At 55.3% G+C, this 15,945-nt stretch carries 12 protein-coding genes; 10 read left to right on the forward strand and 2 right to left on the reverse strand.

The genetic code is table 11. The features are described 5' to 3' along the window. Window positions 1–15: 15 nt before the first annotated feature. The 5 genes from gltA (at window position 16) to ACEPPP_RS10120 (ending at window position 6,427) form a co-directional block, all read left to right on the forward strand. Window positions 16–1,320 carry a citrate synthase gene (gene gltA / locus ACEPPP_RS10100; protein WP_374086320.1) on the forward strand — a complete coding sequence of 435 codons (1,305 nt, stop codon included), beginning with the start codon at window positions 16–18 and terminating at the stop codon, window positions 1,318–1,320. Window positions 1,321–1,385: 65 nt separating this feature from the next. Beyond that, window positions 1,386–1,682, forward strand: coding sequence for a SemiSWEET family sugar transporter (locus ACEPPP_RS10105; RefSeq protein WP_374086321.1), 297 nt, complete (start codon window positions 1,386–1,388; stop codon window positions 1,680–1,682). Window positions 1,683–1,871: 189 nt separating this feature from the next. Further along, the gene (locus ACEPPP_RS10110; RefSeq protein ID WP_374086322.1) at window positions 1,872–3,158 is read left to right on the forward strand and encodes a hypothetical protein; all 1,287 of its coding nucleotides are present in this window, start codon (window positions 1,872–1,874) and stop codon (window positions 3,156–3,158) included. Continuing rightward, window positions 3,148–4,413 carry a hypothetical protein gene (locus tag ACEPPP_RS10115; RefSeq protein ID WP_374086323.1) on the forward strand — a complete coding sequence of 422 codons (1,266 nt, stop codon included), beginning with the start codon at window positions 3,148–3,150 and terminating at the stop codon, window positions 4,411–4,413. Before ACEPPP_RS10110 ends, ACEPPP_RS10115 begins: the two co-directional genes overlap by 11 nt. Window positions 4,414–4,819: 406 nt before the next feature. After that, window positions 4,820–6,427 carry an OprO/OprP family phosphate-selective porin gene (locus ACEPPP_RS10120; protein WP_374086325.1) on the forward strand — a complete coding sequence of 536 codons (1,608 nt, stop codon included), beginning with the start codon at window positions 4,820–4,822 and terminating at the stop codon, window positions 6,425–6,427. A gap of 226 nt (window positions 6,428–6,653) precedes the next feature. Here the strand turns inward: ACEPPP_RS10120 and ACEPPP_RS10125 are convergent, their stop codons facing one another. After that, entirely contained in the window at window positions 6,654–7,403 is a 750-nt protein-coding gene (locus tag ACEPPP_RS10125) for a 20S proteasome subunit A/B (protein WP_374086326.1), read from the reverse strand. A gap of 241 nt (window positions 7,404–7,644) precedes the next feature. Here ACEPPP_RS10125 and ACEPPP_RS10130 point away from each other — a divergent pair, with 241 nt between their 5' ends. From ACEPPP_RS10130 to ACEPPP_RS10150, 5 genes are all read left to right on the forward strand, one after another. Beyond that, window positions 7,645–10,953, forward strand: coding sequence for a DUF2126 domain-containing protein (locus tag ACEPPP_RS10130; protein ID WP_374086328.1), 3,309 nt, complete (start codon window positions 7,645–7,647; stop codon window positions 10,951–10,953). A gap of 37 nt (window positions 10,954–10,990) precedes the next feature. Beyond that, the gene (locus ACEPPP_RS10135; RefSeq protein WP_374086330.1) at window positions 10,991–12,475 is read left to right on the forward strand and encodes a circularly permuted type 2 ATP-grasp protein; all 1,485 of its coding nucleotides are present in this window, start codon (window positions 10,991–10,993) and stop codon (window positions 12,473–12,475) included. Further along, window positions 12,456–13,385, forward strand: a complete 930-nt coding sequence (locus ACEPPP_RS10140; RefSeq protein WP_374086332.1) for an alpha-E domain-containing protein — start codon at window positions 12,456–12,458, stop codon at window positions 13,383–13,385. Before ACEPPP_RS10135 ends, ACEPPP_RS10140 begins: the two co-directional genes overlap by 20 nt. Before the next feature lie 269 nt (window positions 13,386–13,654). Further along, window positions 13,655–14,230: a hypothetical protein gene (locus ACEPPP_RS10145; protein ID WP_374086334.1), complete on the forward strand. Its 576-nt coding sequence runs from the start codon at window positions 13,655–13,657 to the stop codon at window positions 14,228–14,230. A gap of 309 nt (window positions 14,231–14,539) precedes the next feature. Continuing rightward, complete coding sequence (locus ACEPPP_RS10150; protein ID WP_374086335.1) at window positions 14,540–15,223, forward strand: hypothetical protein; 684 nt, start codon at window positions 14,540–14,542, stop codon at window positions 15,221–15,223. A 162-nt stretch (window positions 15,224–15,385) separates the two neighbouring features. Here the strand turns inward: ACEPPP_RS10150 and amrA are convergent, their stop codons facing one another. Continuing rightward, window positions 15,386–15,937 (reverse strand): AmmeMemoRadiSam system protein A, encoded by a 552-nt coding sequence (gene amrA / locus ACEPPP_RS10155; protein ID WP_374086336.1) that lies wholly within the window; start codon window positions 15,935–15,937, stop codon window positions 15,386–15,388. Window positions 15,938–15,945 lie beyond the last annotated feature (8 nt).

A 15,945-nucleotide genomic window follows, 5' to 3' on the forward strand; every position in this document is an offset into this window, starting at 1 on the left:
CCGAGATTGACCATCATGAGCAAGCCCAGCGCTATCGTCCTATCCACTCCCGAATCCGAGCCACTGTGTACATTGCCGGTGTTGTCCGGCACCATGGGTCCCGATGTGCTGGACGTCCAATCCCTGTACAAGCAGGGCGGCATGTTCACCTACGATCCCGGCTTTACCTCGACCGCCAGTTGCCGTTCCGCGATTACCTATATCGACGGCGAAGCGGGCGTCCTGCTGTACCGCGGTTATCCGATCGAGCAATTGGCCGCGCAATGCACCTTCCTGGAAGTGTGCTATCTGTTGCTGGAAGGCGAACTGCCGAACTACGACCAATTGCAGCAGTTCGAACGCAACATCACGATGCACACGATGGTGCACGACCAGTTGACCAACTTTTTCAAGGGTTTCCGCCGCGATGCGCACCCGATGGCGATCATGGTCGGCGTCGTCGGCGCGCTGTCCGCGTTTTATCATGACGCGCTGGATATTCGCTCGAAAAGCGACCGCGAAATGTGCGCGATCCGGCTTTTGGCGAAGGTGCCGACGATCGTGGCGATGTGCCACAAATACAGCACCGGCTCGCCGTTTTTGTATCCGCAAAACAAGCTCAGCTATGTCGAAAACTTCATGCGCATGATGCTGTCGACGCCCTGCGATGAATTCGTGCCGAATCCGATACTGGTCAGGGCGCTCGATCGGATCCTGATTCTGCACGCCGACCACGAACAAAACGCCTCGACCTCGACGGTCCGCCTAGCCGGCTCCAGCGGCGCGAACCCGTTCGCCTGCATCACCGCCGGCATCGCCTGCCTGTGGGGCGCGGCGCACGGCGGCGCGAACGAGGCGGTGCTGCAGATGCTTGAGGAAATCAAGGATGTTTCCCGGATCGGCATTTATATCAACAAAGCGAAGGACAAAAGCGATCCGTTCCGGCTGATGGGCTTCGGCCACCGTGTCTATAAAAACATCGATCCGCGCGCCAAACTGATGCGCGAAACCTGCCATGAAGTCCTCAACGAACTGGGCTTGCAGGACGATCCTTTGTTCAAACTGGCGCTGGAGCTCGAGCGCATCGCACTCGAAGACGAATATTTCATCGAGAAAAAATTGTATCCGAACGTCGATTTCTATTCCGGCATCGTGCTGCATGCGCTCGGCATCCCGAGCCGCATGTTTACCGCAATCTTTGCGATGGGCCGCACGGTCGGCTGGATTTCGCACTGGGACGAAATGATCGCCGATCCCGAGCAAAAAATCGGCCGGCCGAGACAACTCTACACCGGCGCCACCCGCCGCGATGTGCCGGCGCGGCATGGCAAAGCCGTTTAACGTGATAAAGACCTGCCAGTTAAGAAAACCCGGCAGGTCTCCCAAGCAACACGGGAGACCCCGGCATGCCCGCCCTGCCTGATTTGATCGGCTATGTCGCCGCGCTATTGACGACCGCTTCGTTCCTGCCGCAGGCGATTCTGACCATCCGAACCCGCGATACCGCCGCGCTGTCGCTGTCGATGTACGGCATCTTTACGCTCGGCGTGTCGCTTTGGCTGATCTATGGCCTTTTTCTGCACAATCCGGCGATCATCGCGGCGAATGCGGTCACCCTGCTGTTGTCCGCCTCGATCCTGTACGTCAAAATTTATAATGCGCTGACCGGGCGGGAATGCCCGCACACGCAGGAAGATCGCTGAAAAGCGATCCACTCAGGCCGCGACAGTAAAACGCAAAGCGTGCGTTTTTTTACCCGAATCCTTGGCGGCGGCCCTACGCCGCCAATTGCATTTTCCTTATAAATCAAATAGACTGCGTTTCATTTCAAGCATCGGCGCCTTCTCCATTCCGAGGGATTTTTCGCGCGACTCATCCCCAATCTGGCAACCATGGACATCAATAGACTAAGCAAACCACACAATTTCGGCGGCATCGGCGGCATCATCAACAGCATTCAGACGCTGTTTATTGCCGGCCTGAGAGTATGGACCATTCCGATTGTGTTGATGCTGAGTATGGCGACGGGCTTCACCACCTTTTACGGCTTGTCGCATTTCATCGTCTCCTGGATTGCGCTGATCATCACAGTTGCGATCCAGTCGATCATCGTGATCAGTTCGCTGGAAATCGCCGGCATCCACTGGAAAGCCAATAAATTCCGTTTTTTCGCCGTACTCGTGTCGCTGCTGGTCGCGGTTTCGGCCTCGATCACCTTCTCTTATTTCAAGTTCTATGAAATTTCGCAGAAGGAAACGATACAAATCGACCGACTGAACAAAATCCGCGCCGATGTGAACGCCTATCTGAAAAGCGTCGCCGATACCAAGACCCAGGTCTTGAAACTGCAGCAGCAAGAACTCGACAAGGCGTCTACAAGCGTAACGCAGGCTTATTATGGAACTCACCCGGACGCCCCGCAAACGCAGAAAAACATGATCGGCCAGGGGCCGTTTTTCCGTTATCAAAAAGAAGTTTTCGAGACCAAAAAAAAGGAAGCCGCGCAGGTCGTGCAAAACTTCGAGAAACTGAATCAGGATATCCGCGTGCTGCAAAACGGCCTGACCGAGTGGAACATCAAGGCGCCCGATGCGGAAGCACGTTACCGGAAAATCGTTTCCAGCCTGCAGGAAGTCTCGATCAAATTCAACCAGATGGCGACCAATAGCGGCGTGATTGCGCCGGATATGCCGGTTCTGATGACTTACGCGGAAGTAGTGCAAGGCATCACGCCGTCGTTTGCGATGTGGCAGGACTTTTCGCTGTTTGCCTTCCTGTGCGCGTCGATGGCGGACTTTTTTACCGTGTTTTTGTCCTACCGCCTGGAATTTACCGCGCCGGGCCCATTGAGCGAGCGCGAGCAGGAACTAGTGTTCGAATGCCTGCGCCAGTTTACCGAGTTTAGGATCAACGAAAACGACGAACTCGAGATGGTGATCGAAAAGTCCGAAATCGAGAAAGCCCGGCGTTATTCGGACTGGTCGCGGATGTTCGCGGTCGGCTTCTTGTTGAGCCGCGGTTTCCTGCGCAAGATCGACGCCAAATCGGTCGAATTTGCGCCGAATCTGTATCCCTTGATCGCCGAGCGGATGAGCGCCCAACTGCGCGCGCTGAAGGCGCAACAGGCTTTGCCGGCGGCGAGCCAACAAGTCGCGCTGGAGGTGTCCGATGACGAATAAACAAGCCCTGCTGGACGCCTGGCTGGCCGGGCTCGCCCCGCAGACATTCCCAGACGAGGTCGAAGACGAAATCTGGGATCCCAGCTTCGACGGCGAGAGCCGCGTCGTCCTGTCCAAGCTCGGACCTTATTACAAGCTGTTCGCCTATCCGGCGAAATTTTTTCCGCGCTTCTACCATCAGGTTTATTCGCTGCCGGTCGCCGAATGGCCGCTCAAGGTTTCGACTACGCTTTACGGAGGGCTTTGCACGATCGAGGCCCAGTTGACGATCCATTTCCAGGCGACCTTCGGCTATGCCGAACGCAATCTGGATACACTCTCGAACATCAACGCGCATATCAAAACCGGCTACGAAGGCTTGATCAAGACCACCGTCGACGCCGAACTCAGGAACCTGCGTAACGGCAACTGGATAGAAACCGGCCTGACCGCGACCGAAAAACAGATCGAACGCACGATCAACGAAGCGCTGGCCGTCAAATACATCAAATGCCGCGCGATTTGCTCCCTCACCCCCTCCTTCGCCGACCTCGAAGCCAGCCAGGGCCTCGACGGTCGCTTCACCCAGGAGGCCGTTTATCTGAGCATCCTCGAAAAAAATTTCGAGTTCCGCGAAAAACAGGCGCGCGAGAAGACCCGTCAGGAACAAATGCTCGAAAAGGAGCGCCTGGAGCATCTGAATCAACTGAATGCCTTGCAGCAGCAAAAGCTGGCCTTAGAAAGCGAAAACCAACGCCTATTGCTGGCCGCCCAGGAAAAACAAAACGCCGATCAGTTTGCGATCGAGGCCAAACTGCACGAAGAAAAAATCAACCACGAAAAGCATCTGCAAAGCATCGAACAGGCCGCCGCGCTGAAATATGAAATCGAGCAGCAGGCGCGCCAGCAAGAGCTGGAACTGCAACTACACGCCAAAAAGCTCGAACATGAAGCGATATTGAAAGAAAGGGAACTGCAGGCCGAATACAAGGCGCAGGAAATATTGCAGCAGGAACAACAAAAATACGAGGAACAGCTCGAGGCCGAGCGCATCGAGCATCAGACCCGCCTGAAGGAAATGCAGTTGCAAGCCGAGATCAAGGAACTGGAACTGCGCGTCGAAGTGACCAAAAACAAGGACGCCTACCTGCACCGGCAAATCGAATGGCTAGTGCTGGACAAACAGCGCGCGGAACTGTCGCGAGCGATCAAGGAGGCCGAGCACGACATCGACGCGGTGAATCGTTTGTCGCTACAGCAGCCACAATCGCAATAAAAAAGTTAAAGACAGAGGGCCATATCCAGGAAAGACTTGGCTGATGGCCCCAACATTGCCCCGCTTAGCGAAACCATCGGCCATGAGCTACTCGTTGCATTGTTGTGTATGAGCCTAAGCGTTGTTGCACCGAAGCACCTGCCTCACATCGAAACTCGACTCTATTCTTCTAAAGGTATGTTTTTCAATACTTGTTGAGTAGGCCAACCATGAATCGATCAATCTAACATAGTTACTAAGCCGCATATTTCAATTATCCTTTCCCGGATTTCTGACCGCCTGTTGTAAATTCGCTTCGATCCCACTGATTTGTTGCGCTGTCATCATTTCGTAACAATTCTGTCATTTTTCTGTCACTTGAATTCCCTATCCTTGCCGCAGTTTCTATCATCACTGTGAGCAACGCATGAACATTTCCAAACTGACTTTGGCCGTGGCAACAGTCCTCGGCGCCGGAGCCTCTTCATCTGCTTTTGCGATCGATCTTTACGTCGATGTCAAAACCAAACAGATTTATGCCGAACCCGGTCCGCACCGGCAAAAAATGGGCTCGTTCGAAAGAGTCGAGGATGCCTCCGCGAAAACAGCTGAGCCATCGCGCAACGCTGCGGAAATCGCATCCATTCGCGAAGAATTGGAACTAAAAGACAACCAAATCAAGGCACTCGAAGAACATGCCAAGGAAGCTTCGGCGCCTGAATCGGTTCATGTCAAACTCGATGACGGGATACATTTTGCAACCAAGGATGGCAATTTTACCGCCGGCATTAACGGACGCATGCAGGTGGATTCGCAGACTAATTTTAACAATAATGTCGCCCCTGCTACCGGAGCAAATACGTCGAATGATTTGAATGATGGCGTAACTCTTCGTCGCGCGCGTCTGGGCATTGAAGGTACTTTTTTCAAAAATACCGATTATAAGTTTGAGTACGATTTCACTCGGGGCAACGGCACGACTGCTGCCGGGGTTACCGATGCGTTCATCCGTTATAATTTTTCCAAGCCGTTTTCGGTTAAATTCGGCGCCTTTAAAGAGCCGTTCAGCTTGGAAGAAGCGACCAGTAACCGCTACATTACGTTCATCGAACGTAACATGATCACCAATGCCTTTGTCGACGACCTCAATACCTATAAAGTGGGTATTGGCGCCAATTACTCGGCCGAGCGCTGGCAGGTCGCCACATCGCTGCAAACCGAACCCGTCGGCAACAACGGTGCCAGCAACAGTGCGACCTTTAACGGAACCAACCCCAATGGCGGTGTCAATCGTTCTGGCGGCTCCGGCGATACCAATTGGGAAGTCAACGGGCGCGTCAGCGGTCTGCCTTGGATGGAAAGCAAAACCAAATTCTGGCATGTGGGAGCCTCAGGATCGTATATTAATGTGAACAACAATTACTTAGCTAATGGCAACTTTAGCAACGGCGGTATTTCGTTCGCCCGCGGCCTGGATAATAACGTAGACCGAACCAATATATTGAATACGGGCAACTTGACTTCAGGCACCCGGGGGACAGCGACTTGGCGTGAAGCAGATCATCTTACCCGCTTTGGCGCAGAAACCGCTGTGGTTTACGGACCTTTTTCCGTACAAAGCGAATATATTGCCACGAATGTTTCAGGTAAAGGCTATAGCGGTGATGCTCTCGACGGTTTCTACGCCTATGGAACCTATTTCTTAACCGGTGAGTCGCGCGCTTACAAAGCCAAAACCGGCGCCTGGGATCGGATAAAGCCTAATCATAACTTTGATATGAAAGGCGGCTGGGGCGCATGGGAACTTGCCGCAGGTTACGATTCGATCGACCTGAATAGTGGCCCGATTCATGGTGGAAAAGCCCAGACCGCGAAGTTCGGCATCAACTGGTATCCTAACTCGCATGTCCGCGTGATGGCTGACTATGTTCATGCGCTGGATATAAATACCTTCGACGTTGCAAATGCTCGCAGTAAAGCCTTTAATAACTCGGATCTGGATGTTATTGAAACGCGTGTCCAACTCGATTGGTAACGGCTATATCAGGCTCGTTAGGTTTGGTTTCATCCCCAAGCCAAACCAACGATCCTAAAGTGGGTGATAGACAAGCAAAAGCCGCACTGTTTTGTGACAGTGCGGCTTTTTTTATGGAGAGACTCAAAGACTGGTTAAATGGGTCTACCTGGAAAAACCCGATTCCCAACGTAAACGCCGGGAAGCAGAAAGACTCCGAACAGGCGTCTTAGGCAGAGCACATCCTCTACAATAATTCCGCCGGCGCTTCCCAGTCGAATGCCGGAAGGCTATGCAGCGTGGCGCAAAGCCCTTCGTTCCAGCGCTGCTGCAAGCGCGTCAGATACGGATCGTTGGCGGCCAGCTTCAGATGATGGCTGATCTTCATGTCGTCGCGCCGGTAGATCGCCACCTCGAACGGCGGACCGACCGCGGCATTCGAACGCGAGGTCGCATCGAGCGACACCAGCAACAGCCGCGCGCCTTCCTCCAGGCCGGTCAACGCGCCGACCGCGCGGTCCAGTACCGGCTTGCCGTATTTGGTTTCACCGATCTGCAAATACGGCGTCTCGGGCGTCGCCTCGAAATAGTTGCCTTGGGGATAGATCAACAGCAAGCCCGGATTCTGCCCCTGTATTTGCCCGCCCAAAATCAACGTGGTCTCGACGCTGACGCCGGACGACTGCAAGGCCGGCCCATGCTCCCGTTGCGTTTCCTGGCTGACTTTGCCGATGTAGTCGGCGGCTTCGAATAAATAGCGGGCGGTCAACAGGCTTCCCCTTTCCGAAGGATATTCCAGATCGCGCACAATACGGTTCAACACCCCCTGCGTGGTCGCCAGATTGCCCGCCGACAACAGCACGAAGAAGCGGTCCGGGGCCGGCGTAAAGATATGCAGTTTGCTGAACGAAGTTACATAATCGACGCCGGCGTTCGTGCGTGAATCGGACGCGAACACCAAACCGTCGTTAAGCAACAGGCCCACACAATACGTCATTGCAATTCCCTCGATAATCCTGAAATCAAACAGCACCATTTTAGAAGATGGCTTGGTTTAAAGCGATCTTTTTCCTGCCATCGCAATGTCTTCAGCGGTTGCCAAGCTGATTTCTGCTTCGCACGCGAGCTGCCGTTTTGTATTGGTGCAATTATTGCTTGGTAATTTTGTACAACGGCAAAACGCGCGCCGATGCCGGTGCCGACGCTTGCCTTTCAACAGGCCTATTTCGAGTACGTCCATGTCTCTCAAGATTGCGATCCATCACCTGACCGTTTACGAATACGACCGCCCGACCACGCTGTCGCCGCATCTGGTCCGCCTGCGCCCGGCCCCGCATACGCGCACGCCGGTGCACCATTACTCTTTGAAAGTCGAACCCGCCAAGCATTTCGTAAACTGGCAGCAGGACCCTTTCGGCAATTATGTCGCCCGCTACGTGTTTCCCGAAACCACGCAAAAACTGTCGGTCGAAGTCGATCTGGTCGCCGAGTTGGTCACGGTCAATCCGTTCGATTTTTTCATCGAGGAATACGCCGACAGCTTTCCATTCAAATACGAAGACCAGCTGGCCAAGGAACTGGCGCCCTATTTCGAAATCAAGGAATCGGGTCCACGGCTGCAAAAATGGCTGCAAGCCGTACCGAAGCGGCCGGACAATACGGTCAACTTCATCGTCGCGCTGAACAGCCGCCTGCAACAGGACATCGGCTATACCCTGCGGATGGAACCCGGCATCCAGGACTGCGAGGAAACGCTTTTACTCGGCACCGGCTCCTGCCGCGACAGCGCCTGGCTTTTGGTGCAGATCATGCGCCATCTGGGACTGGCCGCGCGCTTCGTGTCGGGCTATCTGGTGCAGTTGAGCGCCGATCAGAAGAGCCTGGACGGCCCGTCGGGGCCGGCGCAGGATTTCACCGACCTGCATGCCTGGACCGAGGTCTACCTGCCCGGCGCGGGCTGGGTCGGCATCGATCCGACCTCCGGCCTGTTCGCCGGCGAAGGCCATATTCCCTTGTCCTGCACGCCCGATCCGGTCAGCGCGGCGCCGATCACCGGCGCGGTCGGCAAATGCGAGGTGACCTTTCATTTCGAAAACCGGGTGACCCGCATCCACGAAGACCCGCGCGTGACCAAACCCTACAGCGCCGAACAATGGGCGCGGATCCAGCAACTGGGCGGCGAAGTCGACGCGTTGTTAAACCTCGGCAACGTGCGCCTGACCCAGGGCGGCGAACCGACCTTCGTCTCGATCGACGACATGGACTCGCCGCAGTGGAACACCGAAGCGCTCGGCGAACACAAGCGCGAACGCGCCGAGGATCTGCTGCGCCGGCTCTATCAGCGCTGGGCCGAGGGCGGCGTGCTGCATCACGGTCAGGGCAAATGGTATCCGGGCGAGCAACTGCCGCGTTGGGCGCTGGGTGTGTTCTGGCGCGCGGACGGCGTACCGGTGTGGCGCAATCCTGCCCTGCTCGCTTCCTATCACGATCGCCTGCACAACCAGGGCAATGTATCGAAGCGTTTTATCAAGCGCCTCGCCGGCTTCCTCGGCGTTCCGGGTCACTTTGCGGTGCCGGGCTTCGAGGACGGCATCTACTATCTCTGGAAAGAAGGCAGCCTGCCGGCCAATGTGGATGTGCAGTGTTCTAAGCTTCGCGACCCGCTCGAGCGCGCGCGCCTCCGGAAGATATTCCAGCAAGGCTTGGGCACGGATTATGTGGTGGGCTACGCCCTGCCGATCGCCTGGGATTACGGCACAGACGGCTGGCGCTCGTCCCGCTGGAATTTCCGCCGCGAACACATGTTTCTGTTGCCCGGCGATTCGCCGATGGGTTACCGGCTGCCGCTGGAAAGTTTATGGTGGGAGCCGGAAGACTTGCGCCAGCAGTTGATCCCGATCGACCCTTTCGCACCAAAGTCTCCGCTGCCCGCCGGTCACGGCGAATTACAAAGCCGTTTTGCGCACCGCGCTGGTGCAAACGCGCCACATCAGGGCATCAGCGCGCAAGGTTTTGCGGATGCGAACCATCAGGAGGGGGAGAGCCACCTGATCCGCACCGCACTCTGCGTCGAAATGCGCGACAACCGGCTGCATGTGTTTCTGCCGCCGCTGACCGACCTTACGCACTGGCTGCGTCTGATCGCCGCGGTCGAAAATACCGCGGCCGACCTGAACATCCCGATCCTGCTGGAAGGCTACGAGCCGCCGCGCGACGAACGCCTGAAGCGCTTCAACATCACCCCGGACCCCGGCGTAATCGAGGTGAATGTGCCGCCATCGGCCGATTGGGCGGAATTGTCCGCACTGACCGAGAGTTTGTACGAGGAAGCGCGACTCGCACGCCTCGGCGCCGAAAAATTCATGCTCGACGGCCGCCATACCGGCACCGGCGGCGGCAATCATGTGACCCTGGGCGGCCATACCGCCGCCGACTCGCCATTTTTGCGCCGGCCGCACCTGCTGTCCAGCCTGCTGCGCTTTTGGCAGCATCATCCCGGCCTGTCGTATCTGTTTTCGGGGCTGTTCGTCGGTCCGACCTCACAGGCGCCGCGCGTCGACGAGGCGCGCGACGATTCGCTGTATGAATTGTCGATCGCGCTCAAGCAGCTTGCGCAACATCCCTCCCCTAACCCCTGGCTGGTCGATCGGGTGCTGCGCAACCTGTTGACCGACATGACCGGCAATACCCACCGCGCCGAATTCTGCATCGACAAGCTGTATTCGCCGGACGGCCCGGGCGGCCGTCTCGGCCTGGTCGAATTCCGGGCTTTCGAAATGCCGCCGCATCATCAAATGAGCCTGGTACAGATGTTGCTTCTTCGTTCATTAGTGGCGCGCTTTTGGGATCATCCGTACGAACTCGAACCGGTACGCTGGGGCACCGAACTGCACGACCGCTTTCTGCTGCCGCATTATGTCGCCGGCGACCTGAAGGATGTGATCGAAACGCTGCAGCGCTGGGGCTTCGGCTTTGCGATGGACTGGCTGGCGCCGTTTTTGGAATTCAGGTTCCCGCACTATGGCAGAGCGCAAATCGGCGATGCGGAATTGGAACTGCGTTTTGCGATCGAGCCTTGGCATGTACTCGGCGAGGAAGTTACAGCGCTTGGCACCTCCCGTTTTGTCGATTCGTCGGTCGAACGTCTCGAAATCAAGGCCCGGGGCTTGACCGAAGGCCGCCATGTGGTGACCTGCAACGGCCGCAGGGTGCCGCTGCGCCGCACCGCGCGCCGCGACGAATGGGTCGCCGGTGTGCGCTACAAGGCCTGGAAGCCGGCGTCCGGCCTGCATCCGACGCTTCCAAGCCATGCGCCTCTGGTGTTCGATTTGGTCGACACCAGGAACGACCGCGCGCTCGGCGGCTGCACTTACCATGTTTCGCATCCGGCCGGACGCAATTATGAAACCTTTCCGGTCAACGCGAACGAAGCGGAAGCCCGGCGGCTGGCGCGGTTTTGGCCACACGGGCATACGCCGGGGCCGATCGCGGTGCCGGGCGAAGAGATCAACGACGAATGCCCTTATACCCTGGACTTAAGGACTTAATCATCTTGGACCGCCAGTCAACAGCGAGGAATGGCGCATGAAACACATCGATTGGAAAACTTACGACGCCGATAAGGTCTGGGACGAATTGGTCGATCCTCAGGGCCGGCCCCGCCCGCACGGCGAACAACTGGCCAAATTGCTGGCCGGCATGGACGCTGACGATCTGGCGTCCCGGCAGGCCGCGGCCGATCTGGCGTTGAAGGAAATGGGCATCACCTTTACGGTCTATTCGGACGAAACCCAGGACGCGATCGACCGCACCTGGCCGTTCGACATCGTGCCGCGCATCATCGCGAAAGCCGAATGGGACAGGATAGAAGAAGGCCTCAAGCAGCGCGTCATGGCGCTGAACCGCTTCATCGACGATCTATACCATGACCGGGACGTCATCAGGGCCGGCATCATCCCGAAGGAAATCCTGGCCAGTTCGAGTAACTTCCGCCCGCAATGCGTCGGCATATCGCCCCGTTTCGGGATCTGGGCGCATATCTGCGGCTCCGACCTGGTGCGCGACCGTGACGGCACGGTCTATGTGCTCGAAGACAACCTGCGGGTGCCGTCCGGCGTCTCGTACATGCTCGAAAACCGCCTGGTCACCAAGCGCGTGTTTCCCGAACTGTTCGAGGATTACGCGCCGCTGCCGGTCGACGACTATCCCTCGCAGCTTTACGACACGCTGGCCGCGCTGTCGCCGCGCGACATCGAATACCCGGAAGTGGTCGTGTTGACGCCGGGCATCTACAACTCGGCCTATTTCGAGCACAGCTACCTCGCCCAGCAGATGGGCTGCGAGCTGGTCGAAGGCCGCGATCTGTATGTGGACCGCGACGACTGCGTGTACATGCGCACGGTCGGCGGCCCGGCCCGCGTCGACGTGATCTACCGCCGAGTCGACGACCTGTTTCTCGACCCGGAAGCCTTTCACTCCGACTCGATGCTCGGCGTGCCGGGGCTAGTGCGCGCCTGGAAGGCCGGCAAGGTCGCGCTCGCGAACGCGCCCGGCGCGGGAGTCGCCGACGACAAGGTGGTCTATTCGTATGTGCCGGACATCATCGAATTCTATCTCGGCGAAAAACCGATCCTGCCGAACGTGCCGACCTGGCGCTGCATGGAGCCCGAGGCGCTCGCCGACACCCTGGCCAACCTCGAAAACCGGGTAGTCAAACCGGCCAACGAATCGGGCGGCTACGGCATGCTGGTGGGCAGCGCCTCGACCAAGGCAGAGCGCGAGGAATTCGCGAGGCGACTGAAGGCAGACCCGCGCAACTACATCGCGCAGCCGGTGCTCGGGCTTTCGACCGTGCCGACCATCGTCGAGAAACAGGTGGAGCCGCGCCACGTCGATCTGCGCCCGTTCATCTTGAGCGCCGAACAACAGCAAGTCACGATGGGCGGCCTGACCCGCGTCGCGCTGCGTAAAGGTTCATTGGTCGTCAATTCGTCGCAGGGAGGCGGCAGCAAGGATACCTGGATCGTACCGATCGATATGGAGCAAAAAGATGTTATCGCGAGTCGCTGAAAATATTTACTGGCTGGCGCGTTATCTGGAACGCGCCGAAAACACCGCCCGCCTGTTGGCCGCCAACGCCGCGCTGCATCTCGACCTGCCGCGCGGCATCACGCCGGCATGGGAGCCTTTGGTCGCGATGGCCGGCGCGCGCGAACTGTTCGAACGGCAGCATCCCGGTTACAGCGAAAAGGAAGTCGTCAGATTCATGATCGGCTGCGAGAGAAATCCCAGCTCTATCCTGAGTTCCTTGCGCGCGGCGCGCGAAAACGCGCGCACGATCCGCGACTATCTGCCGCGCGAAGCCTGGGAACTGATCAACAAACACCATCTCGACGCCGGCGAGCAGCTCAACGAAGGCCTGTCCCAACGCGGGCGGCACGAGTATCTGAAACGCATCATCCTCAATTCGCAAACGCTGAACGGGATGCTCGCGGGCACGATGAACCACGACCAGGGCTATCACTTCCTGCTGCTCGGCCGCAATATCGAACGCGCCGATATGACCTCGCGCATCATCGATGTGCGCACGGACGGCCTCTTGCCCATCGATACCGAACTGCGCCCGTTCGAAACGATTCAGTGGGTCAGCCTGCTGAAATCCCTCAGCGCGTATCAAATGTACCGCCGCAGCATGCAGGCCCGGGTCCGGCGCGGCGACGTGCTGATCTTTTTATTTCAAAGCCAGGATTTTCCGCGCTCGATCCGGCATAACCTGTGCAACATAGAACGCAGCCTGAAGACCCTGCCGAACCACGAACCGGCGGTCCGCATTTTGTATCAAATCAAGACCCAAATTCTGTCGACGCAGGTCGAAAAAATGAAATGCGCGCCGCTGCATAACTTCATCGACCAAGTGCAGATCGCACTCGATCAGGTGCATGGAGAAATCAGCCGCGCATGGTTTCTACCTGCGGGATGATCAAAATAACATCTGCTCAATTGTTGCAATCATTGCATTATCTCGCCTTTATTAGCAGGAAAATGTGGTCTAGCCTAGCATTCTATTGAACCTTTTTAACAGTTTAAGGAATCTATACCTGTGTAGCCATATGGAGCATAAGACGCACACCGGGTTTTACCGAGACAAGAGAAAGAGAGTAAGGGGGACCACTGTTTATTAACTCATACAAGGGAAATGCAAAAAGTTCGTAAACAATTATTATCCATCAAATGCGCGAGGAAGTTGTTATGTTTAGAAAATACAGCCTTGTCCTAATACTGTCTATATTGGCAATACCAGCTTTAGCAGCGAGTTCCGCAAAATCTGAAGATCACCCTAAGGGGGCAAAAATTATTCTGCACTTTAAATCTATGTTTGGTGTGGATGCCCCATTCTTGTCAACCCCTCCCCCTGATGCTAATCCTCCTGGGAATGGCCCTCTTGATTCCGATCCTAAGGTCCGGGATGTTCTCGGCGATTATCAATCATGGAAAATTGCCAAATCTGTCGATGGGAAATTGTTTTCAGACGGCAAGCTTATTATTAACATTAAGGGACTCATTTTTGGTAACGGAAGTCCCAATGATGAAGACCATTTTCGGGCACTACTAAGTTGTCAGACGGCTCCCGACAGCACTACAGACATCCCTTTCTCTAACGTTATTACCGATCCCATTCCTGTCCACAAACCTATTGGCAAGGGCAATGCTAATATAAAAGTTCAGCTTGAAAATTTCCCATCCCCCTGTTTAGCACCGGTCGTCATGATTCTAAATGGTGACTCTGCTGAAGGTGATGTTTGGTTTGCCGTAACCGGATTCTAAGGAGACGAATAACGCTTGAGGCGTTGCCCATGATGAAGGCCAAAAGCTCATGAAAAAAATTCCCGGCTGACGATGGAGTTGCTAGCCGGGAGTCTTCTACAACCACAGCAATGGGGCTGAATTTTGTTTAAACGAGATTCATTAAAATTACGGTATTCTGTCATCTTAATGGATAGTAAAGCGTTTTAACCGAGCTTGTCGACCTTTAAACTTGGTTTATGCCAAGAATTAACCAATCAGGCATGATTTTCAGAAACCAATTACTAAGTGAAGTTGGCCGCGCCATCCAATTCAAACCAAAAGATGAAGATGCAAATTCGCAGATTACTTAGAGTGTTTGTTGCAGCATTTACTGTCGCTGGAGTTGCTTTTTCTATATCAGGATGTTCAGTAGCTTTACCTCCTTTTAAAATTACTCCGGATTTATATTCTTCGGTTGTTAATAGTAGTAATATTACTAATAAAACTTATTTAGTCTTAGTCCGCCCCGCAGGAGCTTTTATTCAAGTACCGTATCAACTATATGATGGTGAAGAGATGATCTCTGCGGGACAAGGGAGTAATTTATGCCATATTTACGAAACTTCTGCTGGCAAGCATACCCTCGGTCTCTCATTCATTGCAGGGACAGGATCAGTGGGGAGTATTCCTAAGCTGAGATTTAGGTTTATCGAGACTGAGTTGGCACCTAATAAAGTCTATTATCTATCTATTAATATTGGAGATACTTATTTTGGCGGTTTTGTTGGCGGTCTGCAGCCAATATCGGCGCGGTTAAAAAATCAGGAAAACCTTCAAAAGTGGCTTTCAACATGCCAACTAGTTAAGTTTGATGTTGCCACTGCCAAAAGGGACTGGGTTGAACGCTACAGCACTGACTTTAAGCCAATGTTTGACGAATCTTTCCGCGAATGGAAGATTCAACCCAACAAATCTGAGTTGCTACCAGAAGATGGATTCAATGGATTTTTAGGGGCGGCGGCATCACCGTAGGCGTTATACGCTTTCGAAGTTTCATCAGATATACATTAGAAACTTCTTACAGACTGGTTTTAGCCGATATGAGCCGATCAATTTTAGTGAGCCTTTCCTTGTTACAGTGTAAATTCTAACCCTATTTCTGAACATGTCAGATCAAACTCAGACTTTTACAAATCAACCAATCCCTTCTGCCTGATAACGATATACCCGCACGGTATCCGACCAATAATCCGCCGGCAGCCCCGCCTTTTGCTTCAGATGCCGAAGAAACTGCCGCGCATCGGGCAAGAGTTCCCAGACCGACGGCAGGAAAGTCCCGCGCCGCGGGCCTTCCTCGATGATCAAGCCGTCCACGCCGGGCCGAAGCTGCCTGAGCAAATCCTCTTCCGAACTGAACGCGATCGGCGCGGGCGGCGTCAGGATCGACAAATGAATTTCCAGCTGCTCGAACTCGTCGGCGGTCAACGGCGGAAAGCGGTAATCCCTGAACGCGGCCGCAAACGCATTTTCGGCAATATCTTCGGCCAGCGGCCGCACCGCCTTCAGCGTGCCGATGCAGCCTCTCAATTCGTGATCTTTATGCAGGGTCACGAAGGTCGCGCGCGGCTCCAGCAATTCCGATGGCAAAGCGGACGGATCAACCGTCAACGGCTTGCCGGATTGCAGGCCGTGAAGGATCGAGTTTTTCGCCAGATCGAGCAGTATTTGCTTTTGTTGCTGATTCATCCTTTCAC

The organism is Methylomicrobium lacus (genome assembly GCF_041897535.1).
Taxonomy (GTDB): domain Bacteria; phylum Pseudomonadota; class Gammaproteobacteria; order Methylococcales; family Methylomonadaceae; genus Methylomicrobium; species Methylomicrobium lacus_A.

Excerpts from the sequence above, each read along its gene's own strand:
- ACEPPP_RS10120 (WP_374086325.1), top strand. The coding sequence starts at position 4,820 with ATGAACATTTCCAAACTGACTTTGGCCGTGGCAACAGTCCTCGGCGCC.
- ACEPPP_RS10145 (WP_374086334.1), top strand. The coding sequence starts at position 13,655 with ATGTTTAGAAAATACAGCCTTGTCCTAATACTGTCTATATTGGCAATA.
- ACEPPP_RS10135 (WP_374086330.1), top strand. The coding sequence starts at position 10,991 with ATGAAACACATCGATTGGAAAACTTACGACGCCGATAAGGTCTGGGAC.
- ACEPPP_RS10125 (WP_374086326.1), bottom strand. The coding sequence starts at position 7,403 with ATGACGTATTGTGTGGGCCTGTTGCTTAACGACGGTTTGGTGTTCGCG.
- ACEPPP_RS10150 (WP_374086335.1), top strand. The coding sequence starts at position 14,540 with ATGCAAATTCGCAGATTACTTAGAGTGTTTGTTGCAGCATTTACTGTC.
- ACEPPP_RS10105 (WP_374086321.1), top strand. The coding sequence starts at position 1,386 with ATGCCCGCCCTGCCTGATTTGATCGGCTATGTCGCCGCGCTATTGACG.
- gltA (WP_374086320.1), top strand. The coding sequence starts at position 16 with ATGAGCAAGCCCAGCGCTATCGTCCTATCCACTCCCGAATCCGAGCCA.
- ACEPPP_RS10115 (WP_374086323.1), top strand. The coding sequence starts at position 3,148 with ATGACGAATAAACAAGCCCTGCTGGACGCCTGGCTGGCCGGGCTCGCC.
- amrA (WP_374086336.1), bottom strand. The coding sequence starts at position 15,937 with ATGAATCAGCAACAAAAGCAAATACTGCTCGATCTGGCGAAAAACTCG.
- ACEPPP_RS10110 (WP_374086322.1), top strand. The coding sequence starts at position 1,872 with ATGGACATCAATAGACTAAGCAAACCACACAATTTCGGCGGCATCGGC.
- ACEPPP_RS10130 (WP_374086328.1), top strand. The coding sequence starts at position 7,645 with ATGTCTCTCAAGATTGCGATCCATCACCTGACCGTTTACGAATACGAC.
- ACEPPP_RS10140 (WP_374086332.1), top strand. The coding sequence starts at position 12,456 with ATGTTATCGCGAGTCGCTGAAAATATTTACTGGCTGGCGCGTTATCTG.